The organism is Mycobacterium sp. SMC-14, from assembly GCF_046250075.1.
Taxonomy (GTDB): Bacteria; Actinomycetota; Actinomycetes; order Mycobacteriales; family Mycobacteriaceae; genus Mycobacterium.
This window is the reverse complement of record NZ_CP176429.1, coordinates 3,795,922-3,816,487: the sequence shown is the minus strand read 5'-3', so window position 1 is coordinate 3,816,487 and position 20,566 is coordinate 3,795,922. Positions and strand designations below refer to the sequence as shown.

Below are 20,566 nucleotides of genomic sequence, written 5' to 3'. Positions count from 1 at the left end.
GCAGCATGCGATTCGTCTTCGTGCACGGTGGATTTCATGCGGGGTGGTGTTGGAGTCGCACCATCGCGGAGTTGGCAAAGATCGGCCACACCGGTATCGCCGTCGACCTACCCGGGCACGGCGACCGGCTCCACGAGGAGTCCACCCTGGCCAACCGCCGGGAGGCTGTGGCCGCGGTGCTGGAACCCGGCGACGTCCTGGTAGGGCATTCCGGCGGTGGGTTCGACGCTATCCTGGGCGCCGACAGTGCCCCAGATATGGTGCGCCACATCATCTATCTTGCCGCCGCGCTGCCCAGAGAGGGCCGCAGCTACACCGATGCGATGACGATGGGAAGCGAGGGAGCCCAGTTCTTCGACACCGCGGCCGCTGGCATGCTGAGCCATCTGCACTTCGCCGACGACGGGACGATGACCTTCGCCGACATCGGCGGGGCGCGGCAGTACTTCTACCACGATTGCGATGACGAAACGCTGCGGTGGGCCTTCGAACGGCTCGGGCCGGAACGGTTTGGCGAGACCACGGTTGCGCCAGTGTCGGTGCCCGACTTCTGGGCGGCCGATATCGGCCGCAGCTTCATTCGCTGCGAACAGGACCGTGCCTATCCGCGCTGGCTGGCCGACCTGGTCTGCAGGCGGCTCGGCGTCGAAGCGCTGACCATCGACGCCTCGCACTCGCCGTTCCTGAGCCGTCCCGCCGAACTGGCCGAACTGCTGGTGCACGCCACCACGACCCGGCCGATCGGCCCGCTGATCCCTGACTGAGGAGTCCCCGTGCCGGTTACCCGCAAGACCGTCGTCGTGGACGGCCTGAGCACTTCCTACCTGGAGGCAGGCGACCCGGCGGCCCCCGCGGTGGTCCTGCTGCACGGCGGTGAATTCGGTGCCGGCGCCGAGATCGGCTGGGAACGCACCATTCCCGCGCTGGCCCAGCGTCACCGGGTGCTCGCACCCGACCTGCTCGGGTTCGGGGAATCGGCCAAAGTGATCGATTTCAACGACGGGCGCGGCATGCGGATCCGGCACGTCGCACGGTTCTGCGCGGCACTGGGTGTCGAATGGGCGGATTTCGTAGGCAATTCGATGGGCGCGATCATGCTGCTGGTCGATACCACCTCGGAGGCGCCGCTGTTGCCGGTGCGGCGACTGGTGGCCATCTGCGGTGGCGGCGACATCCAGCAGAACGAGCACATGGCCGCGCTCTACGACTACGACGCGACGGTGCCGGCGATGCGCCGGATCGTGGCAGCGCTGTTTCACGACCCGACCTATCCGGCCGACGACGAGTACGTGGGACGGCGCTACGCGTCGAGCACCGCGCCCGGGGCCTGGGAGGCGATCGCGGCGGCGCGGTTCCGCAGGCCCGGTGCCGAACCGCCGCCACCGGCGTCGAGCAGTCGCCGCTACGAACGCATTTCGGTACCGACGCTGGTGGTTGAAGGTGGCTGCGACAAGCTGCTCCCGCCCGGCTGGGCGGCCCAGATCGCCGACCAGATACCCGGTGGGCGCGCGATGGTCGTCGCCGACGCCGGCCACTGCCCGCAGATCGAACAGGCTGAACAGGTCAACGGCTTACTGCTGGATTTCTGTGCCGGGTGACCGACCTAGTTCGTGATTGGTGGTGCTTGCGGTTGGAATGGTTGGTACCACCACCATTGGGCGCGTTCGCCGGTGGGCCCAGGACACGGTGCCACCGCGGGCGGGGATTGCTTGGGTGGGCGTGCCAGCGATGCGGCGCTCAGTGGTCGGTCGCTGTTGTCGGTGACGATGAGGTGGGTGGCCGGTCCGGTGATGGTGATCAGACCGCGATGGTGCAGCCGATGATGGTAGGGGCAGACCAGCACCAGGTTGTTGAGTTCGGTTTCGCCGCCGTCTTCCCAGTGCCGGATGTGATGAGCATGCAGGCCACGGGTGGCACCGCAGCCGGGAACCACGCAGCAGCGGTCGCGGTGCTCAAGGGCACGCCGTAGCCGGCGGCTGATTGCGCGGGTAGTACGGCCGGCGCCGATGACCTCACCGTTGCGCTCGAACCACGCCTCGAAGGTGGCGTCGCACAGCAGGTATTGGCGTTCGTCGTCGGTGAGCAGTGGGCCCAGGTGCAGGGCTGCTGCTCGGTCGTTGATGTCGAGGTGGGCGACCACGGTGGTGTGGTGGCCGTGGGGGCGGCGGACGGCCTCGGCGTCCCATCCGGCTTCGACCAGACGCATGAACGCATCAGCGGTGGTGGGCAGCGCAGGCCGATGCTCTGAGCCGCGGTCGTCGTTGTCGTGGTCGTGTTTCCATTGCGCCATCAGCGCGTCCAGGTGCGACTGCAGGGCGGCGTCGAACTTCGCCGCATCCAGGGGGTTCAGTTTGATCCGCCAGCAGGAGCCGTGTTCGTCACTGGTTTTGGTGATCGAGCGTGCCGGCTCGGGTCGGGGATCGGGTTCTGGGCGTGGTTCGAGTTTGACTGCGGTTCGCAGCTGGCTGACGGTGGCCACCCCGGCCAGCTGGGCATAGTGCTCATCGGAGCCGTCGGCGGCTCGCTGCGCGATGACACCGACCTGGTCCAGGGAGACTCTGCCGTCCCGCATGCCCTGCACGCAGCGGGGGAATTCGTCGAGCCGGTGCGCCACGGTCGCGATCGTGTGGGCGTTGCCCGGTGACACCCCGGTCTTCCAGGCCACCAGTGCCGGGATCGAGCGCCCCCCGGTCACACCCCACAACTTGTCGCGTTCGATCTCGGCGACGATCTCCACGATGCGTCCATCGATCGCGTTGCGCTGCCCGGTCAACTCCGCCAACTCGCCGAACAACACCTCAAGACGCTGAGCGGGCGACAACCCCGTGGCGTCCGGAACTGCGATCGAAGACATGACTTCATCATCGCAGGGGGGTCTGACAATTCTGTGCCGCCGAATCTGGCTGCCGACTCTCGGTCGACAGGCCATTTAAATCAGTCGCTTGACTGAACACCGGGAAACGGGTTGAGTCGAACGACGGGCGCGGTAGCAGCGGAAGGGCGCAGATGGGCAACGAATTGGCCGGCAAGGTGGCAGTCGTCACCGGAGGTGCATCGGGTATCGGCCGCGGGATTGCCGAGCGATTCCTCGCCGAGGGAGCACGCGTCGTCGTCGCCGATCTGGATCGCGAACGCGGCGAAGCACTCGCGGGACAACTCGGTGCCGATGCGACCTTCCGGGTCGCCGACGTCTCCGAACCGGCCCAAGTGGGCGCGCTGGTCGAAACGGCCGTCGAGACGTTCGGGGCACTGGACATCATGGTCAACAACGCCGGGGTGTCTGGCACCATGCACAACAGGTTCCTCGACGACGACCTGGCTGACTTCCACCGCATCATGGCGGTCAACGTGCTCGGCGTGATGGCCGGCACCCGCGACGCGGCCCGGCAGATGTCCAAGGCCGGCGGCGGGTCGATACTCAATCTGACCTCGATCGGCGGCATCCAGGCCGGCGGCGGGGTGATGACCTATCGTGCCTCGAAAGCCGCGGTCATCCAATTCACCAAGTCCGCGGCGATTGAGTTGGCCCACTACGACATCCGAGTCAATGCCATTGCGCCCGGCAACGTTCCGACGCCATTCGTGGCGTCGTCGGCGGCGACGAACCTGGACCCGGATGACCTGGCACGGTACGAAGCGGCGATTCGAGAGACGATGCGGGCCGACCGGCCCCTGAAGCGGGAGGGCACCGCGGCCGACGTCGCCGAAGCCGCGCTGTACCTCGCCGGTGAACGCTCCCGGTACGTGACCGGCGTGGTGCTGCCGGTGGACGGCGGGACTGTCGCGGGCAAAGCGATCCGGCGGCGCAGCAAGCCGGCGGACGGCGCAGACAATTAAATCAATCGCTTGACTTAAAACGTGAACCACGATTGACTGGCGTCGTGACTACCGCTGATCGAGCCGTGCGGGCTGAGCGGGCCAACAGCACGCGGGAGGCGATCCTGACCGCGGCCGAACAGCTGTTCGCCGAACATGGTGTTTTCGCGGTTTCCAACCGGCAGGTCAGTGAAGCTGCCGGCCAGGGCAACAACGCCGCCGTCGGGTACCACTTCGGCACAAAGACCGACCTGGTTCGCGAGATCGAGCGCCGCCACCGGGTGCCGGTCGAGCGGCTGCGCGAAGAGATGGTGTCGGCTGCGGTGGAGTCCACCGAACTGCGCCACTGGGTGTCGTGCCTGGTCCGCCCGCTCACCGATCACCTTGCCGCATTGGGCAATCCGACCTGGTACGCGCGATTTGCCGCGCAGGTGATGGCCGATCCGGCCTACCACAACATCGTCGTCAAGGACGCGTTGAGCTCGCCGTCTCTGGTGCAGGTCGTCGATGGCATCAACGCCTGCCTTCCAGATCTTCCGGTCCGGGTCCACCAGGCCCGCAATGTGATGGCCCGAAACCTGTTGATGCACACCTGCGCCGAACACGAACGAGCGCTGGCGTCCGGGGCGTCGACATCCGCCAGCTGGACCGAAGCCGGGTCCGACCTGATCGACGCAATCGTGGGGCTGTGGCTCGCTCCGGTAACCGGAGTTCGGCGAGGGTCGCGATGAAAGTGACTGCCGAACAAGACATCTGCGCGTCATCGGGGCAATGCGTGGGCTTTGCTCCACGCGTGTTCGACCAGCGTGATGAGGACGGCGTCGTCGTCCTGCTCGATGAGTCCCCGCCGCAGGAGTTGGCCGACGCCGTGCGCCAGGCGGCCCGCGTCTGTCCGTCCGGAGCCATCAAGATCGTCGAGGAGTGAGCGTGACCGAAGCGTCCACCATTGCCAGTACCGCAACACCGGAGTACCCGATGAGCCGCGATGGCCGGTGCCCCTTTGCGCCGCCGCCGGAGACCATGGCGCTGGCCGCGCAGCGGCCGCTGAGCCGGGTGCGGATCTGGGACGGCAGCACGCCGTGGCTGATCACCGGCTACGAGGCGGTGCGCACCCTGTTCTCCGATCCCCGCGTCAGCGTCGACGATCATCAGCCCGGCTTCCCGCACTGGAACGAGGGTATGCGCGCCAGTGTCGATCACCGCCCCAAGTCGGTCTTCACCTCCGACGGCGCCGAGCACATCCGGTATCGCCGAATCCTCTCGCCCGCACTGACCATGAAGCGCGTCGAGGCGATGAAGCCAGTGGCGCAACGGATCACCGACGAATACATCGACGCGATCTTGGCCGGTCCGCAACCGGCCGACCTGATCGAGGGATTCGCGCTGCCGATTCCCTCCCTGGTGATCAGCGAACTGCTGGGCGTGCCGTATGAGGACCACGAGTTCTTCCAGCAGCACGCCACCATGGGGGTGGATCGCTACGCCACCTCCGACGACCTTGCCGCGGGCGCCACCGAACTGTCCAAGTACCTGGTGCGGTTGTTGGAGGCCAAGATGGCCGACCCGGCAGAGGACATGGTCTCCGACCTGGGTAAGCGCGTGTCGAACGGTGATCTGTCGGTACGGGAGGCCACCCAGCTGGGCACGGGGATGCTCATCGCCGGACATGAGACCACCGCGAACATGATCGGCCTGGGCATCGCGGCGCTGTTGCGCGAGCCCGACAGGATTGCCGAGAAGACCGCGGTGTTCCGCGACGGCGACGACGCCGCGATCGCCAACGCCGTCGAGGAACTGCTGCGCTACCTGTCCATCATCCAGAACGGGCAGCGCCGGGTCGCCCTCGATGACATCGAGATCGCCGGCGAGACCATTCGCGCCGGCGAGGGCATCATCATCGACTTGGCGCCGGCCAATTGGGACGCCTCGGTCTTCCCCGACCCGGACGCGCTGGACCTGGCGCGCCCGGCCCGCCAGCACATGGCGTTCGGGTTCGGCCCGCACCAGTGCGTCGGTCAGCAGCTGGCCCGCGCCGAAATGGTGATCGCCTTCCGCGCCCTGTTCCAGCGCATCCCCACCCTGAAGCTGGCGGTGGACATCGACGAGATCCCGTTCAAGAACGACCGGCTCGCATACGGCGTCTACGAGCTCCCCGTCACCTGGTAACCGCCCGATTGGAAGTGGATTGATATGTCCAGCACATCAACTCAGCACGTCGCGTTCTATCCCGCCGGCGGTTACGGGGCGCCCAAGGACCGGCACGGCCAGGCGGAGGCGGGCATCGGTAACGTCGGGCTGCCTGCGGGAACCGAGGTGTTCTCCGCCGACAATCACATCTCGATCGCCGACGACATCTTCTATCAGCGGTTTCCCGAGGACCTCAAGGACAAGGCGCCCCGGATCTGGTACGAGGACGGCGCGTACATGGTCGGTCGCAAGGGACAGTCATTCCTGCCGGGCGACTTCTCGGCGGTCCTGATGCAATACGACGATCTGGCCGGTGCGGCCAGCAGCAATATCGAGGCCCGGATCCAGGAGCTGGCCACCGACGGCGTCGACAAGGAACTGGCGTTCCCCAACGCGGTGCTGGCGCTGTTTCACTTTCCCGACAAGGAACTGCGGGAGCGGGTGTTCCGCATCTACAACGAGTACATGGCGGAGCTGCAGGAGCGGTCGAAAGGTCACTTCTACGGGGTGGGTCTGATCAACTGGTGGGACCCCGCCGGTACCCGGCGCACGCTAGACGAACTGAAATCCCTGGGACTCAAGACATTCCTACTGCCGCTGAACCCCGGCAAGGACGACGACGGCAACATCATCGACTTCGGTGCCCGGGTGATGGATCCGGTGTGGGACGAGATCGAGCAGGCCGGGTTGCCTATCACCCACCACATCGGTGAAACCCCGCCGAAGACGCCCTGCGAAGTCAACAGCGTGGTAGTGGGCATGATGGTCAACGTCGACTCATTCCGCGAGCAGTTCGCCAAGTACATCTTCTCCGGCATTCTGGACCGTCACCCGGCACTGAGGATCGGCTGGTTCGAAGGTGGGATCGCTTGGGTTCCCACCGCTTTGCAGGACGCCGAACACCTACTCGCCTCCTACCAACACATGTTCACCCACCAGCTGCGGCACGACATCCGGCACTATTGGGACACCCACATGAGCGCCTCGTTCATGGTTGACCCCCTTGGCCTGCGACTGATCGACCAGATCGGGGTGGACAAGGTGATGTGGTCGTCGGACTACCCGCACAACGAGAGCACCTTCGGCTACTCGGAGAAGTCGCTGGCCGGCGTTGTCGCAGCACTGGGACCGCAGGAGGCGGCGAAAGTGGTGAGCGCCAACATCAAAGCATTCCTGGGTGTCTGATGGTGGCTGCTGCGGCAACGCTGTCGGCCGTGGCCGGCGGCGTAGAGATCGCAGAAGTCCCGGACCGAGCCCGGCTGCGCCGGGAAACGGGCGCGCGGCTGCGAGCGGCGATGGCCGAGCGGGGCATCGATGCCCTGGTGCTGTTGGGCAACAACGCCGTCACCTATGCCACCGGTACCAGCTGGCGGCTGGGTGACGCCGGCCTGTCCCACATCGATCGACCGGTCGCCGTGGTGCTTGCCGACGACCCGTACCCGCATCTGTTCGCCCCGCTGCGGAACGCCTGGGACACAGATCTGGCCGCCGACCACCTGCACGCACCGGCGTTTCTCGAATGCGACGAAGGCGTCGACCAATTCGCCCGAGCCATCGCCGAACTGATCCCAAGTGCCGCAGTGGTCGGGGTCGATGAATGCACCGGTGCCATGCGGCGTGCCCACCAGCGGCTGTTCGCGGCGCGCCGACCGGTCGACGCGGCGCAGGTGGTCAACGCCGCCAAACTGACCAAAACCGCCGATGAACTGTCGTACATCCGCACCGCATGCCGGGTCACCGCACTGGCGATGGACGCGGTGCACGCGACGCTGGATCCCGGTGTCCGGCCACGCGACCTGTCGGCGCACTTCCTGCGGCGGGCTTTCGAACTCGGCGCCGACGCCATCATGCTCGAACCGATCTGGCAGGTGATGAGCGACGGCAGAGCCCCCGGTGACCTGCCGCTGTCGCCCTCCGATCGGGAGCTGACCGTGGGTGACGTGGTGTGGTCTGATGCCTCGATCAGCTACGGCGGATACTGCTCGGCCTTCGGATGCACCCGGTTCGTCGGAGCCAACCCGAAACCACACCAGCATGCGCAGTTTCGACAGTGGCATGCGGTGCTCTCCGCGGTGCTGGACGCGACGCGAGCCGGCGTCACCGCCGGAGACCTGGCCCGGGTGGCGACGGCCGCCAACGGTGGACGGCGGCCGTGGTTGCCGCACGGTTACCTCGGCCACGGCCTTGGCGTGACTGCGGGTGAGGCGCCGATGATCGGTACCGACCTGGGTACCGAGTTCGACGAGAACTTTGTGTTCGAGCCGGGCATGGTGTTGGTGCTGGAGCCGATGGTACGGGGGGACGGCACGGGCGGATACCGCAGCAAGCACGTTGTGGTGGTCACCGAGGACGGCTTCCTCTCGCTGACCGACGACCCCCAGGTGCCGTATGCGTACTGAGGTTGCGCCGGATGCGCTGGCGTTGGGTTGCGGGCGACTCGAGCGCGCGCTGGCTCAGATGGAAGCCCATGATCTCGATGTGCTGGTGTTGGGGCGCCAGGCCAATGTCCGCTACCTGGCCGGCACTCCGCAACGCTGGATGGCCGGCACCCGTTCGTTTGCCCCCAACTGCGTACTGGTGCGTGCGAGCGGCGCGGTTCATCTGCTGAGCTCGTCGGATCAAGGTGTACCCGAGGATATTCCGCACGATCACCTGAACGAGGTTTCGTGGAATCCGACGAACATCATTGCCGCGCTGGCGCATCTCGACGGCGCGCTGACCGCACGACGGGTCGGAACCGATGCGATGTCACCGCTGTTCGCCCAACTGCTCCCGCTGGCGTTCCCGCAAGCGGACCTCGTTGACGGGGAGCCCGCCATGCGGGCCGCGCGGTCAATCAAGACCGCCGAGGAGATCGCCGCGCTGCGGGCCGCGGTGGCGGCCGCTGAGTCGGCGTTGGCAGCGGCGGCGGGCGCTGTAGAAGACGGCGTCAGCGAACAGACGTTGGCCGGGGTGCTGATGGAGGCGATGGCCGCGGGAGGGGACAGCACCCCGGCCAACCAAGACGTCGCCTGGATGACCTCGCGGGAACATCCGTGGCGGCGTGCGAGCGGCGACGGCCGGGCCCGGACCGGTGACCTGGTAGCGATCTCGGTAGCTGTGCTCGCCGGCGGCTACCTCGCCGAGGTGGGACGCACCTTCCCGGTTGGCGGTGGGGCCGACGTTGACACCGCTGCTCTCTACCGGCGCTGGGACAGATTGTGGGAGAGGCTGTCCGGCGCCTGCCGTCCCGGCGCATCGTGCAGCGCGCTGCTGAGTGCCTACGCCGACGCCGGGGAGCCGCTGCCGCCGATTCCGGTGGCCCATGGTCTGGGTCTGGGACTCGACCCGCCGGTGGTGTCGGCTCATCTGCCGCGGACCGCGGCGTCCGGGCGGTTGGAGCCGGGCATGGTGCTGGCCGTCACCGGCTATGTGTTCGAACCCGGGGTGGGTGCGGTATTCGGGCGTGAGGCCGTATTGATCACCGAAGACGGCCACGAAGTGTTGACCACCAGTCCGAGTTGAAGGAGCAGTTCGCGAATGTCAGACACGCCAGGGCCTTCCGAGCGGCCATCCGCGGAAGAGATCATCCGCTACCACAAGGATCCGGCCACCAAGATCGCCACCATCACGTTCGACCGTCCCGAATACCTCAATGCTCCGACGTCATCGGCGCGGTTGCGCTACGCGGACCTGCTGCGTGCAGCTAGCGTGGACAACGACGTCAAAGTCGTGGTGATCCGCGGTGTCGGGGACAACCTGGGTAGCGGTGCGGATCTTCCCGAGTTCATGGAGGGCGTAGACGAGCCGGAAAAGAGGTTGGCCGAGCTGCGTTTGGAAGGCATGGACGTCAACTATCCGCCCAAGGGCACCTTTCGCAACGGCGCCACCATCAGCGCCTGGTACGCCAACGTGCAGGCCGGCAACCGGCCGCTGCAGGAGCTCAAGAAGATCAGCATCGTCGAAGCGAAGGGCTACTGCTACGGCTGGCACTTCTATCAGGCCGCCGACGCCGATCTGGTGATCTCCAGCGACGACGCACTGTTCGGCCACCCATCGTTCCGCTACTACGGCTGGGGACCGCGGATGTGGACCTGGGTGCAGATGATGGGGCTGCGCAAGTTCTCCGAAATGGTTTTCACCGGAAGGCCTTTCACCGCCGCCGACATGGAGAAGTGCAACTTCCTCAACAAGGTGGTCCCGCGTGAGGGGCTCGAAGCCGAGGTCGACAAGTACGCGCTGGCCTGCGCGCGCAACCGCCCGGTGGACACCGTGTTCATGCAGAAGATGTTCTTCGAGGTGTACAAGCAGCACCAGGGCGAGTACATGGGCAGTCTGCTGTCGGCGTTCTTCGAGTCGATGGGCTCCGGCGTGGCACCCGACGCTGATGACCTGATGCTCGACGATGCCATCGAATCCGGCCTGTCCGGAGCGGTCAAGGACAATGACTCGAGGTTTCCCCCCGACTTCCGGCTGAGCAAGTCAAGTCGCAACAAGGAATCCTGACGCCGTGGAACCACTGCACGGCTACACCGTCGTCGACCTGTCCGACGGTATCGCCGGCGCCTATGCCACCAAGATGCTCGCCGACGGGGGAGCGACGGTGGTTGATGTCGAACCCCCGCATGGTGACTCGTTGCGGGGATGGTCGGCCTCGGGAGCCGAGGTCGACATCGACGCCGGCGGTGTGCTGTTCAGCTTCCTGGGCTGCTCCAAACACAGTGTCGTCGCCGACCCAGACAACGCCGACGACATCGAGTTCGTGCACCGGCTGCTGGCATCCGCCGATGCGGCGGTGTGGTCGCCCGACGGAGCTGTCGGTCGCCACCCGTCGCTGGCGCCCGCCGAGATCCACCGGCGTCACCCGCACCTGGTGGTCACCGCGATCACGCCGTTCGGACTGCATGGGTCGTGGCGGGACCGCCCGGCCACCGAGTTCACCTTGCAGGCCTGGTCGGGGGGAGCGGTCGGACTGGGGCGGGGTTCGCAGGACCGCGCTCCGGTACACATCGGCGGGCAGGTCGGCGACTGGCTCGCTGGGGCCTACGCGGCCGCGATGACGTTGGCGTCGCGGGTCCGCGCGCTGCGTGACGGCCGCGGGGAACTGATCGACCTGTCCGCACTGGAAGCCCAGATCCTCGGTCTCACTTACTATCCCGTCACCTACTTTCAGGTCCTCGATCGCCCGTGGCGGTCCGAACGCCGGCCGACCGTACCCGGTGTGTCCGAGGCCGCCGACGGTCTGGTGGCGCTGGGCTGCGGCACCGCGCAGCAGTGGTTCGACCTGTGTGCGATGTCGGGTCACGACGAGTGGATCGACGAGAACTCGCCGCTGTCGATCACCGAGCAGGCGAACCTGCACGCAGCGGAGCTGTACGAGTGGGTTCGCAGTCACAAGGTCGACGATGTCCGCGACCTGGCGTCGGCGTTCCGGATACCCAACTCGCCGGTCGGCAACGGGGAGAACGTACCCACCTTTGACCATTTCCGGCATCGCCAGGTGTTCACCCGCAATCCACGAGACGGGTTCCTCCAGCCGGTTCCGCCCTATCGGCTCAGCGGTGTGGCGCTACAGGCACCGACGTCGGCGCCGCGCCTGGGTGAGCACACCGACCACTACCGGCAGATGCCGCCGGCGCGGCGCGACGCCCCGGCTTCGGAATCAGCTGGGGATCGGCTGCCGCTGAGTGGCATACGCGTGCTGGACATGACCACCTTCTGGGCCGGACCGTCGTGCACGCACCTGCTGGCCATGCTCGGCGCCGAGGTGATCCATCTCGAGTCGACCCGGCATCCCGACGGCACCCGGCTGATCGCCGGGATACCGGTCAGCGAGGAGTCGTGGTGGGAGAAGTCCCCGATCTTCTCCGCGCTCAACACCAACAAGAAGGGCCTGACGCTGGACTTCCAGACGCAGGCCGGCCGCGACGTGCTGCACCGACTGATCGCCGACTGCGATGTCATCGTCGAGAACTTCACCCCCCGTGTCATCGAGAATCTAGGTCTGGACTTCGAATTCGTGCAGTCGCTGCGCAGCGACGCGATCATGCTGCGGATGCCCGGATTCGGCCTGGACGGTCCGTGGCGGGACAACCCGGCGTTCGCCTATGTCATCGAGGACGCCGCCGGGCTGAGCTGGCTGACCGGCTACCCCGATCGCAACCCCTACGAGCCGTATTCGATCGGTGACCCGAACGCGGGTGCGCATGCGCTGACGGGGCTCTTGCTGGCCCTGGAGCATCGGCGTCGCACGGGGCAGGGCGTACTGGTGGAGGCGGCCATGATCGACGCCGCACTCAACATCGCGGCCGAGCAGGTGCTCGAATACTCCGCCAACGGTGCACTGTTGCAACGTGATGGAAATCGTGGGCCCGCGGCCGCCCCGCAGAACTTCTATCAGACCGCCGGCGTCGACGAATTCGGCCGCGAAGACTGTTGGGTCGCGATTGCGGTGGCCACCGACGAGCAGTGGACCGGCCTGCGGGCCGCCCTGGGTGACCCGGCCTGGACCGCCGATCCAGCCTTGGCGGACGCGGCCGGACGGCGCGCACGCCACGACCTCATCGACCAGGAGCTGTCCGGCTGGTGCGCGACCCGCAGCGCCGACGACGTCGTCGAACCACTGTGGAACGCAGGCGTTCCGGTCGCCAAGGTCATGCAACCGCATCGCCAGACCGAGTTGGCGCAGTTGGCCGAGCGGGGCTTCTTCGAACAGGTCGATCACCCGGTCAACGGCCCCGCGCCGCACAGCACACTGCCCGCCCGGATGTCGCAGCGCCCGCAGCGTATTCATACCCGCCACGCACCGCTGCTGGGCGAGCACAATCATGAGCTGCTCAGCGAGCTGGGACTTTCCGCGACTGAGATTGCCGCGTTGGCGGCCGACGGGGTTATCGGCAGCTCACCCGGCTAGCCGGGCCGCTACCGCCCGGTGGGTTTGATCGAGTGCACCAGCTCGATCGCGGCGCCCAGCGTGGCGATCCGATCTTCGAGGCGCTCGCCGGCCGGGTAGACCCGCACGGTGTCCACGCCGGTGTCGCACCAGACCTGCAGGCGATCCCGGACCATTGCGGGGGTGCCGATCAAGGTGGTGGCCAGCACCATCTCGTCGGTGATCAGCGCGGCGGCGCCCTCCCGGTCGCCGGCCTGCCAGCGCCTCTTCACGGCGGCGGCGACATCCGACCAGCCCTGGCGACTGTAGGCCTGGTTGTAGAAATTGGTGCTGGTCGAACCCATTCCGCCCAGGCTGAAGGCCAGTTCGGTCTTGCGGCTGTCGATCAGTTCCTTCAGATGCTTCTCGTCGCTGGCGAACGACACTTCCGCGCCCTGGCAGATGTCCAGGTCCGCTCGGGTGCGCCCGGAGCGGGCCAGGCCGTTGTCGAGGTGGGTGAAGTAGGCCGCGTCGGCGCCCTCGGGCACGAAGCTGGTGCCCAGCCAGCCGTCGGCGATTTCGCCGGTCAGCGTCAACATCGCCGGGGTCAGGCTGGCCAGATACAGCGGAATCCGGTGTTCGGCGCGCATCGATAGCCGCATAGCCTTGGTGGCTGAATCGGTGCGGGGGATCTGGAAGTGCTTGCCGCTATGGGCGATTCGATCTCCGGCGATCGCCTGCCGGATGATCTCGATGGTCTCGCGCATCCGGCCGAGTGGTCCGTCGAACGGCTGACCATGCAGCCCCTCGATGACCTGCGGGCCCGAGGCGCCCAGACCGAGCAGGAACCGTCCCCCAGAGAGGTTGGACAATGTGATGGCGGCTTGGGCGATGGCGACCGGAGTGCGGGTGGACAGCTGGATGATTCCGGATCCCAGCAGCATGCGGTCGGTGCATGCGGCGTAGTAACCCAGCGCGGAGACCGCGTCGGAGCCCCACGCCTCGGCGACCCAGCAGATGTCCAGGCCCATCTTCTCCGCCTCGCGGACCAGCAGCTTCTGGTGCTCCCAGCTGCCGACGCTGGCAGCTTCCAGCGTGATGGCCGCGCGCATCAGTGCTCGGCGCGCTGTTTGAGGTGATCGAGGGTGGCCGTCATACTCGCCTCGAATTCGCGCAACCGCACGAACACGATCTTCTGTTCCTTGTCCGGCATCGCGGAGATGGCCAGCGAAAGCCCGGACGGCGCGGGCCCCAGCTGCATCCATTCGGTCAGCCGGGTGCCGGTACCCTCCGGGGCCAGGCTCAACCGCCACGAGGACGTGGGATTGGCGGGATCACTGACTGCCCATCCGAACACCGTCAGCGGTTCGAACTCGACCACCTCGGAGATCGTGGACCATTCCCCGAGGGCGGGATGCCGGTTGTATCCGGTGAACCGAGCGCCCAGCCGAGGCCCGTCGTCGTCGGCCCATTCGACGCGCTGAAGTTCCTGACTGCTCTCGGCGACGGCGTGGATGTCGCTAGCCAGTTCCCAGACGCGTTCCGGCGGGGCATCGATCCAGGTGGACACCTCCACCGTCGGTGCGTCGGCGTATACGGCTCCGGTCCACTCCATGCGGAGATTCTCGCACTTGCTGCCCCAGCGGGTGTATGGCTCGCGGGAGGTCAACAGGCGCAGGAGTCCAGCGCGTCCAGCGCGCCACGGGTGTCCAGATCGGTGAACGCCGCGGCGTAGCGCTGCGCGAACGCCAGACTGATGTCCGGCCGTTGCCAGTTGTCGCCACCGGACAGCGTCGCGATCCAGATCGCCAGGCCATGCGCCGCCGAGGCCCGATAGTGCAGCCAGATCTCGTCGGCCGACGGCAACTGCACGGTTGGCAAGCCCAGGGCTCCCCGGTATTCCTCGAGCAGCGCACGTTCTCCGGCGCGCCTGTCGTCGACGGTCAACGCACCCTGTAGGAAATAGCCCAGATCCAGCGAGAAATTTCCGCGCCGCACCATCTGCCAGTCCAGGAAGCCGACGTCGCCGTCGGGCAACAGGTAGGTATTGCCGACGTGCGGATCGCCGTGCAACAGGGTCTGCGGTCCCCGGGCCAGGCTGCGGATGTAGCGGGCCCAGGTGTCGCTGAACAGCTCCGTGCCGGTCATAGCGGTGATCTCGGACGGCACCGAGTCACCCAGCCTTTGGTGGGCCACCTCCAGCGGCGCCAGCTCCAGGCCGGCGAACGGGACGAACGGCTCCACCCAGCCCAGCGCGGGGTTGCCGCTGATGCGCTCTCCCCAGAACGCACCATGCAGGCGGGCCAGGCCGCGCACCCCTTGGGCTGCCTCGTCGATGGTGAGCGGACGGGTCGCATCGCACGGTTGTGCCCCGCGCGCCACGGTGATGTCCTCCATGATCAGCAGGAAGTCGCGACGCTGTTCGTCGATCACCGCCCGATAGACCGTCGGATGGTCAAGCGGCAATGCGACATCGGAGAGAAACAGCCGCGGCTCGTGGTAGAGGCCACTGGTCAGTTCCACCAAGTCGGCATGCTCGGGGTCGATCGCCTTGGCGAACACGGTGGCCGGCCCGCTGCCGGACGAATAGCTCAGGGCCAGGCGCGCTCGGCGGTTAGTGCCGTCGTCACGGGATGCCACCGTCACGGCATCCACGACCGCCCCGGGGTGGTGCCCTCTGATCGCAGCGGTCATCCACTCCGGAGATATCGCGTCCCAACTGTCAGGGATGGCTGACGGCGCTATTTCAGGCAGCTTCCCGCGTCGACCGGCAAGGTGACACCGGTGATGTAGCGGGCCTCGTCGGAGGCCAGGAACAGCACGGCGTTGCTGATGTCGATCGCGTCCACCCACGGCACCGGCAGGGTGTGGAACATCTGGCAGATCGGTGCCATGTCGTCGGGACCCGGGTTCTCGAGGTCCGGGCGGAACATCTTCCAGGTGCCCTCGTTCATGATCATGCCGGTGCTGACGTGAGTGGGGTGCACGGTGTTCACGCGAATGTTCTGGTGTCCCAACTCGACGGCGAACGAGCGCATGATGCCCACCACGCCGTGCTTGGCGGCGACGTAGTTGCCGCAGTGCGGGTAGGCCTTCAGCCCGCCGACCGAGCTGGTCAGGATGATCGACCCGCCCTTGCCGCTGGAAATAAGATGCGGGACACCCGCTTTGACCGTCTTCCACACGCCCGACAGGTTGATGTCGATCATCTCCTGCCAGTCGTGTTCGCTGCACTGGTCCAGGGTGTCGCCACCGTTGCCGATGCCGGCGTTGGCAACGATGATGTCCAGGCCGCCCAGCTCCTCCACGCCGGCGTCCACCGCGGCCTTGAGCCCGTCGAAGTCGCGTACATCGACTTCGGCCGTGAAGATCCGGCGCCCCCGTGCCTTGACCAGGTCGACGGTCTCGGCCAGTTCCGCACGCGTGGCCGGCGGAATGGGCGAGTTCTGCACGATCGGCTTACAGACGTCGATCGCGATGATGTCGGCGCCCTCCTCGGCCAGCCGCACCGCGTGGCTGCGGCCCTGACCGTGGGCCGCGCCGGTGACGAATGCGACCTTGCCCTCAACACGTCCAGCCATGGAAACCCTCAATTCATAACTAGTAGAAGTGGATTCATCCGACCGAAGCGGGCATGGACTCCCACCCGCGGACCGTCGAAGTCGGTGACAGCGCTGCCTTGGTGAGATCGACCTCCCAGTCGGGGAAGCGTTTGAGGATCTCCTCCAGTGCGATACGCCCTTCCAGGCGGGCCAGTGCGGCACCCAGGCAGTAGTGCGCGCCCACGCTGAAAGTCAGATGCTGGCGGGCCTCGCGGTGGATGTCGAAAACGTCACCGTCGGGGGCGAATCGGCGGTGGTCGCGGTTGGCCGCGCCGATCAGCATCATCATCACGCTGCCCTCGGGCACGGTCTGGCCGTAGTACTCCACATCCCGGGTGACGTAGCGCGCCACGTGCGGTGCCGGTGGCTCGTAGCGCAACAGCTCTTCGATCGCCTGCGGGACCAAGGCCGGGTTTGCCACCAACGCGCGGCGCTGGTCGGGATGCTCGGCCAGCACCTTGCCGGTCCAGCCGATCAGCCGGGTGGTGGTCTCGTTTCCGGCCCCGGCCACCAGCATCACGTACATCAGCAGCTCGTCGCGGGTCAGCCGCCGAGTGGTGCCGGATTCGTCGGTGAATTCGACATTGAGCAGTTCGGTCATGATGTCGTCGGACGGGTGCTCGACGCGCCAGTCCAGATAGTCGGCGAAGATCGATCCGTCATCAAATCCCTCGGATGCGACCGTCATCGGCTTGCCGGCCTCGGTGCGCATGTTGTCATTCGAGCGGTCCCGGATGACCTCCTGATCTGCTTCGGGAATGCCCACCAGCATGCCGATCACCCGCATGGGCATCTGCGCGCCCAGGTCGGCCACGAAATCGAGGCGTCCGGTACCGATCAGCGGATCCAGGCAACGGGCGCAGTACTCGCGGATCTTGGATTCGAGTTCGGAGATCTTGCGCGGGGTGAACATTCGGGCCAGCAGCTTGCGGTGAATGTCGTGGATGGGCGGATCCTCGAACAGAATCAGCCCCGGCGGAATCGGGGTGTTGGCCTTGATCAGTTCCAGAATCGCGCCGCGCGCCGAGCTGAACGTCTGGTGATCGACCAGGGCCTTGTTGACGTCGTCGAAGCGGCTCAGCGCGTAGAAATCGTGCTCGGCGTTGTAGTACAGCGGTGCCTCTTCGCGAAGCCGGCGAAACATCGGGTACGGATCGCTGTTGAGGTCAACGTCATACGGGTCATAGCGCGCTTCGTCGGTGGTGGTCACCGTCATGTTGTTCGTCCCTTCGGCGGAGCTGCGGTCTACAGGCCGGCGGTGACCGGAGCCGCCACCGGGGTGAATTCCAGGTGCAGTTCGGTCAATCCGCGCAGGATGAAAGTCGGCTCGAAGGTGAACCGGCGCTCGCCGGCCGGGCCGTGTTGGGATTCGTCGAGCCGGATATCGGTCATGCGATCCAGGATTCGTTCCAACGAGATGCGGCTCTCGGCGCGTGCCAGCGGTGAGCCCGGGCAGGTGTGGCTGCCGCGGGCGAAAGCCAGGTGCTCGCGCACATTGGGACGGTCGATCCGCAGTTCGTGCGGGTCGTCGAACTTGCGTGGATCGCGGTTGACCGCGCCGGGGAACATCACCACGACGGTGCCGGCCTTCAGCTCCACCCCGCCCAGCGTGGTGGTCTTGCGCACCAATCGGGGGTCGGTCTTCACCGGGCTTTCCAGCCGCAGGGTCTCCTCGAGGAAGTTCGGGATCTTGCTACGGTCGCTGCGCAGCTGCTCGACCAGGGCCGGGTCCTCGGCCATGAATCGCAATGCGGCACTGAGCAGTTTGGTGGTGGTCTCCTGACCGGCACCGAACAGGAACGTGGCGCTCTTGACCACGTCGGCGATCTCGGGAATCGAGCCGTCCTCATAGGTGGCGGTGGCCAGGTCGGTCAGCACGTCGCCGCGTGGGCTTTCCCGCCGGTCAGACAGGTAGCGGCTGAACTTGTCATCCAGCCAGGCCAGCGGATCGTGGGCGAGCTCCTCATGGTCCAGCGCGCCGATGCGGGCACCGGGCTGTGGTGCGCCGAGCACTTCCTGGAACACCGGCCGGTCCTCTTCGGGCACACCCAGCAGGTCGGCGACCACCAGCATGGCGAACGGGCGGGCGTAGGAGGTGAGGAATTCGCAGCTGCCGCTGTCGATGAAGTAGTCGAGCTGGCGATCGGCCAGCTGCCACATGAAGTCCTGATTCTCCTTGAGCCGCTTGGGCGTGAGCAGCCGGCTCAATATCGATCGGGCCTTGGTGTGCATCGGCGGGTCCATCGTCACCATGTGCTCGGTCATCGGCATCAGGTGGCGGTTGGCCTCGATCTGAGCGCTGATGTCGTCGCCCTCGGGGGTGAACGGCAGCGGCGGGAACGGTCCGCCGACCGCGACCAGGTTGGAGTAGGTGTCGGAGTCGCGGTAGATCTCGTTGGCCTCTTCGTGGCCGGTTACCGCGACCACGTCGTACACGCCCAGCGGCGTGACCGGGTTCTGAGCCCGCAGATAGTCGAAGTACGGGTGGGGATCGGGTACCAGGGACTGATCGGTGAAGAAGTCGATCGTCGCGAAGTCAGTCAACATGGACCTCTCTGCAGAACGGGCTGACAGCTGCTGTGCACCTGCTTAGCATGGGCGGGGTTGGGGGGTCAAGGGTTGCGACGCCACTACGATGGCCGCCGGACATGTAAAGGTGACGACAACGATGCGGAGCGAACTGTATGTCCGAATCGGCTAAGGGACAGCGCAGAATTGGGGCACCGGACGCGAAGAACCGGACCCTGTTGCTCGACGCTGCCGAAGAGCTTCTGCTGACCGCCGGCGCCGGCGCGGTGAGTTCGCGTCGTGTCGCCGAGCGGGCCGGCCTCAAGCATCAGCTCGTGCACTATTACTTCCGCACCATGGACGACCTGTTCCTGGCGATGTTCCGCCGGCGCGGCGATCAGGGGTTGGCCGAACAGGCGGCGGTGTTGGCGTCGCCGCAGCCGCTCTGGGCGCTGTGGCGATTCAACACCGACCCGGCGTGGACGGCGCTGACCATGCAATTCATCACCGTGGCCAACGAGCGTGAGGCCTTGCGGGCCGAGATCGCCAATTACGCCGAGCGGCTGCGCGCCGAACAGATCGCGGCGGTCTCCGGGCTGTTTGCCCGGTATGGCGTCGACGACGGGGAGTTCCCGCCGACGGTGTTGATGGTGCTCATGACCAGCGCCTCGCGGATGCTGATCATCGAGCAGGAGGCGCTGGGCATGACCCTCGGCCATGCCGAGACCGTGGAGTTCGTCGAGCGCTGGCTGCAACGGCTCGAGGGCGACCCGCCACCGCGCGCGCCGCTCGCCGGCGTCGCGCTGGCCACGGGGCCCGCCCCGCATTAGCGCTGCTTCCGGCCTTGTTGGAGGCGATCCGCGGCCTCCCAATGCGCGTCGGCGACCCACAACCGGGCGAATGCCGCCACCGCCTCGTCTGCCGATGCGCCACCGAGCACGCGCTTGATCTCACCGGCCGAGGGATTGGCCAATGACCGGGCCAGGGCACGCCATTCGGCGTCGAAAGACTCCCGGGGAACCACCCGGTTGATCAGGCCGATGCGTTCGGCCGCCGGAGCGTCCAGCATGGTTCCGGTGCCGGCCAGCAGCAGTGCCTGACTGTGTCCGACCAGTTTGCCCAGCCGCTCGGCGCCACCCCACGCCGGCATGATCGCCAGTGACACCTGATTGAACCCGATCTTGATGTCCGCGGCCGCGATGCGGATGTCGGCGGCGACCGCGACTTCGGCGCCACCGCCTAATGCGTGGCCGTTCAAGGCGGCGATCACCGGTGCCGGGAACGCGGCGATCCGATCGCACAGCGTGCGCATCCGCCAGGCCATCGCCGCCGCTTCGGCCTCGGTGCGCAGGGCGGCGAGCTGCTTGAGGTCCCCGCCGGAGACGAAGGCGCGGTCGCCGCCGCCGGTGATCACCAGCGCCTGAGCCCCGGCGACCTTGTCCAGCGCCCGGTCGAGTTGCTCCATGGTTTCGGGGGCGATGGCGTTGCGTGCCTGGGGCCGGTCGATGGTGATGATGGCCAGGCCGTCATCCACGTGTACGTCCAGCTCGTCCGGACAGTCCTGGCCCATGGCTCTCCACTCAAGATATTGGCATTCTCAAAA

20 protein-coding genes are annotated in these 20,566 nt (G+C 66.7%); 12 read left to right on the top strand and 8 right to left on the bottom strand.

Annotated elements, in window-relative coordinates; translation table 11 throughout:
* The first annotated feature begins 5 nt into the window (after positions 1-5).
* The gene (locus tag ACKY0W_RS18145) at positions 6-764 is read left to right on the top strand and encodes an alpha/beta fold hydrolase (protein WP_409435210.1); all 759 of its coding nucleotides are present in this window, start codon (positions 6-8) and stop codon (positions 762-764) included.
* Between the two features lie 9 nt (positions 765-773).
* A complete protein-coding gene (locus tag ACKY0W_RS18140) occupies positions 774-1,598 on the top strand; it encodes an alpha/beta fold hydrolase (protein ID WP_409435209.1) in 825 nt (274 codons plus the stop codon).
* A 5-nt stretch (positions 1,599-1,603) separates the two neighbouring features.
* Here the strand turns inward: ACKY0W_RS18140 and ACKY0W_RS18135 are convergent, their stop codons facing one another.
* Positions 1,604-2,854: an HNH endonuclease signature motif containing protein gene (locus ACKY0W_RS18135; RefSeq protein WP_409435208.1), complete on the bottom strand. Its 1,251-nt coding sequence runs from the start codon at positions 2,852-2,854 to the stop codon at positions 1,604-1,606.
* Positions 2,855-3,006: 152 nt separating this feature from the next.
* On the opposite strand from ACKY0W_RS18135, the gene ACKY0W_RS18130 reads away from it, so the two are divergent.
* Genes ACKY0W_RS18130 through ACKY0W_RS18090 form a run of 9 tightly spaced genes read left to right on the top strand, consistent with a single transcriptional unit; the run spans position 3,007 to position 12,895 of the window.
* On the top strand, positions 3,007-3,837 hold the full coding sequence (locus tag ACKY0W_RS18130) for an SDR family NAD(P)-dependent oxidoreductase (protein ID WP_409435207.1): 831 nt from the start codon (positions 3,007-3,009) through the stop codon (positions 3,835-3,837).
* Positions 3,838-3,881: 44 nt separating this feature from the next.
* Complete coding sequence (locus ACKY0W_RS18125) at positions 3,882-4,547, top strand: TetR family transcriptional regulator (protein ID WP_409435206.1); 666 nt, start codon at positions 3,882-3,884, stop codon at positions 4,545-4,547.
* Positions 4,544-4,741 carry a ferredoxin gene (locus ACKY0W_RS18120; protein ID WP_409435205.1) on the top strand — a complete coding sequence of 66 codons (198 nt, stop codon included), beginning with the start codon at positions 4,544-4,546 and terminating at the stop codon, positions 4,739-4,741. Before ACKY0W_RS18125 ends, ACKY0W_RS18120 begins: the two co-directional genes overlap by 4 nt.
* A 50-nt stretch (positions 4,742-4,791) precedes the next feature.
* Positions 4,792-5,982, top strand: a complete 1,191-nt coding sequence (locus ACKY0W_RS18115) for a cytochrome P450 (protein ID WP_409437839.1) — start codon at positions 4,792-4,794, stop codon at positions 5,980-5,982.
* A 24-nt stretch (positions 5,983-6,006) separates the two neighbouring features.
* The gene (locus ACKY0W_RS18110; RefSeq protein ID WP_409435204.1) at positions 6,007-7,188 is read left to right on the top strand and encodes an amidohydrolase family protein; all 1,182 of its coding nucleotides are present in this window, start codon (positions 6,007-6,009) and stop codon (positions 7,186-7,188) included.
* Positions 7,188-8,402, top strand: coding sequence for a M24 family metallopeptidase (locus tag ACKY0W_RS18105; RefSeq protein WP_409435203.1), 1,215 nt, complete (start codon positions 7,188-7,190; stop codon positions 8,400-8,402). Before ACKY0W_RS18110 ends, ACKY0W_RS18105 begins: the two co-directional genes overlap by 1 nt.
* Complete coding sequence (locus ACKY0W_RS18100) at positions 8,392-9,507, top strand: M24 family metallopeptidase (protein WP_409435202.1); 1,116 nt, start codon at positions 8,392-8,394, stop codon at positions 9,505-9,507. Before ACKY0W_RS18105 ends, ACKY0W_RS18100 begins: the two co-directional genes overlap by 11 nt.
* A gap of 15 nt (positions 9,508-9,522) precedes the next feature.
* On the top strand, positions 9,523-10,488 hold the full coding sequence (locus ACKY0W_RS18095) for an enoyl-CoA hydratase/isomerase family protein (RefSeq protein ID WP_409435201.1): 966 nt from the start codon (positions 9,523-9,525) through the stop codon (positions 10,486-10,488).
* A 4-nt stretch (positions 10,489-10,492) separates the two neighbouring features.
* Positions 10,493-12,895, top strand: a complete 2,403-nt coding sequence (locus ACKY0W_RS18090) for a CoA transferase (protein ID WP_409435200.1) — start codon at positions 10,493-10,495, stop codon at positions 12,893-12,895.
* Between the two features lie 8 nt (positions 12,896-12,903).
* On the opposite strand, the gene ACKY0W_RS18085 is transcribed toward ACKY0W_RS18090, so the two are convergent.
* From ACKY0W_RS18085 to ACKY0W_RS18060, 6 genes are read right to left on the bottom strand one after another with little or no spacing between them, the layout of a single operon-like run.
* Positions 12,904-13,965, bottom strand: coding sequence for an LLM class flavin-dependent oxidoreductase (locus ACKY0W_RS18085; RefSeq protein WP_409435199.1), 1,062 nt, complete (start codon positions 13,963-13,965; stop codon positions 12,904-12,906).
* The gene (locus ACKY0W_RS18080) at positions 13,965-14,468 is read right to left on the bottom strand and encodes an SRPBCC family protein (protein WP_409435198.1); all 504 of its coding nucleotides are present in this window, start codon (positions 14,466-14,468) and stop codon (positions 13,965-13,967) included. Before ACKY0W_RS18080 ends, ACKY0W_RS18085 begins: the two co-directional genes overlap by 1 nt.
* A 50-nt stretch (positions 14,469-14,518) precedes the next feature.
* The gene (locus ACKY0W_RS18075) at positions 14,519-15,547 is read right to left on the bottom strand and encodes a phosphotransferase (protein ID WP_409435197.1); all 1,029 of its coding nucleotides are present in this window, start codon (positions 15,545-15,547) and stop codon (positions 14,519-14,521) included.
* Positions 15,548-15,594: 47 nt separating this feature from the next.
* Positions 15,595-16,434 carry a mycofactocin-coupled SDR family oxidoreductase gene (locus tag ACKY0W_RS18070; RefSeq protein ID WP_409435196.1) on the bottom strand — a complete coding sequence of 280 codons (840 nt, stop codon included), beginning with the start codon at positions 16,432-16,434 and terminating at the stop codon, positions 15,595-15,597.
* Between the two features lie 34 nt (positions 16,435-16,468).
* Positions 16,469-17,671, bottom strand: coding sequence for a cytochrome P450 (locus ACKY0W_RS18065; RefSeq protein WP_409435195.1), 1,203 nt, complete (start codon positions 17,669-17,671; stop codon positions 16,469-16,471).
* Between the two features lie 29 nt (positions 17,672-17,700).
* Positions 17,701-19,002 (bottom strand): cytochrome P450, encoded by a 1,302-nt coding sequence (locus ACKY0W_RS18060; RefSeq protein ID WP_409435194.1) that lies wholly within the window; start codon positions 19,000-19,002, stop codon positions 17,701-17,703.
* A gap of 137 nt (positions 19,003-19,139) precedes the next feature.
* On the opposite strand from ACKY0W_RS18060, the gene ACKY0W_RS18055 reads away from it, so the two are divergent.
* Entirely contained in the window at positions 19,140-19,793 is a 654-nt protein-coding gene (locus tag ACKY0W_RS18055) for a TetR family transcriptional regulator (protein WP_409435193.1), read from the top strand.
* On the opposite strand, the gene ACKY0W_RS18050 is transcribed toward ACKY0W_RS18055, so the two are convergent.
* Entirely contained in the window at positions 19,790-20,533 is a 744-nt protein-coding gene (locus tag ACKY0W_RS18050) for an enoyl-CoA hydratase/isomerase family protein (protein WP_409435192.1), read from the bottom strand. The genes ACKY0W_RS18055 and ACKY0W_RS18050 overlap by 4 nt on opposite strands.
* Positions 20,534-20,566 lie beyond the last annotated feature (33 nt).

Coding starts and splice junctions, on each gene's coding strand:
- ACKY0W_RS18145 (WP_409435210.1), top strand. CDS start 6: ATGCGATTCGTCTTCGTGCACGGTGGATTTCATGCGGGGTGGTGTTGG.
- ACKY0W_RS18135 (WP_409435208.1), bottom strand. CDS start 2,854: ATGTCTTCGATCGCAGTTCCGGACGCCACGGGGTTGTCGCCCGCTCAG.
- ACKY0W_RS18130 (WP_409435207.1), top strand. CDS start 3,007: ATGGGCAACGAATTGGCCGGCAAGGTGGCAGTCGTCACCGGAGGTGCA.
- ACKY0W_RS18120 (WP_409435205.1), top strand. CDS start 4,544: ATGAAAGTGACTGCCGAACAAGACATCTGCGCGTCATCGGGGCAATGC.
- ACKY0W_RS18115 (WP_409437839.1), top strand. CDS start 4,792: ATGAGCCGCGATGGCCGGTGCCCCTTTGCGCCGCCGCCGGAGACCATG.
- ACKY0W_RS18110 (WP_409435204.1), top strand. CDS start 6,007: ATGTCCAGCACATCAACTCAGCACGTCGCGTTCTATCCCGCCGGCGGT.
- ACKY0W_RS18105 (WP_409435203.1), top strand. CDS start 7,188: ATGGTGGCTGCTGCGGCAACGCTGTCGGCCGTGGCCGGCGGCGTAGAG.
- ACKY0W_RS18100 (WP_409435202.1), top strand. CDS start 8,392: ATGCGTACTGAGGTTGCGCCGGATGCGCTGGCGTTGGGTTGCGGGCGA.
- ACKY0W_RS18095 (WP_409435201.1), top strand. CDS start 9,523: ATGTCAGACACGCCAGGGCCTTCCGAGCGGCCATCCGCGGAAGAGATC.
- ACKY0W_RS18085 (WP_409435199.1), bottom strand. CDS start 13,965: ATGCGCGCGGCCATCACGCTGGAAGCTGCCAGCGTCGGCAGCTGGGAG.
- ACKY0W_RS18080 (WP_409435198.1), bottom strand. CDS start 14,468: ATGGAGTGGACCGGAGCCGTATACGCCGACGCACCGACGGTGGAGGTG.
- ACKY0W_RS18075 (WP_409435197.1), bottom strand. CDS start 15,547: ATGACCGCTGCGATCAGAGGGCACCACCCCGGGGCGGTCGTGGATGCC.
- ACKY0W_RS18070 (WP_409435196.1), bottom strand. CDS start 16,434: ATGGCTGGACGTGTTGAGGGCAAGGTCGCATTCGTCACCGGCGCGGCC.
- ACKY0W_RS18065 (WP_409435195.1), bottom strand. CDS start 17,671: ATGACGGTGACCACCACCGACGAAGCGCGCTATGACCCGTATGACGTT.
- ACKY0W_RS18060 (WP_409435194.1), bottom strand. CDS start 19,002: ATGTTGACTGACTTCGCGACGATCGACTTCTTCACCGATCAGTCCCTG.
- ACKY0W_RS18055 (WP_409435193.1), top strand. CDS start 19,140: ATGTCCGAATCGGCTAAGGGACAGCGCAGAATTGGGGCACCGGACGCG.
- ACKY0W_RS18050 (WP_409435192.1), bottom strand. CDS start 20,533: ATGGGCCAGGACTGTCCGGACGAGCTGGACGTACACGTGGATGACGGC.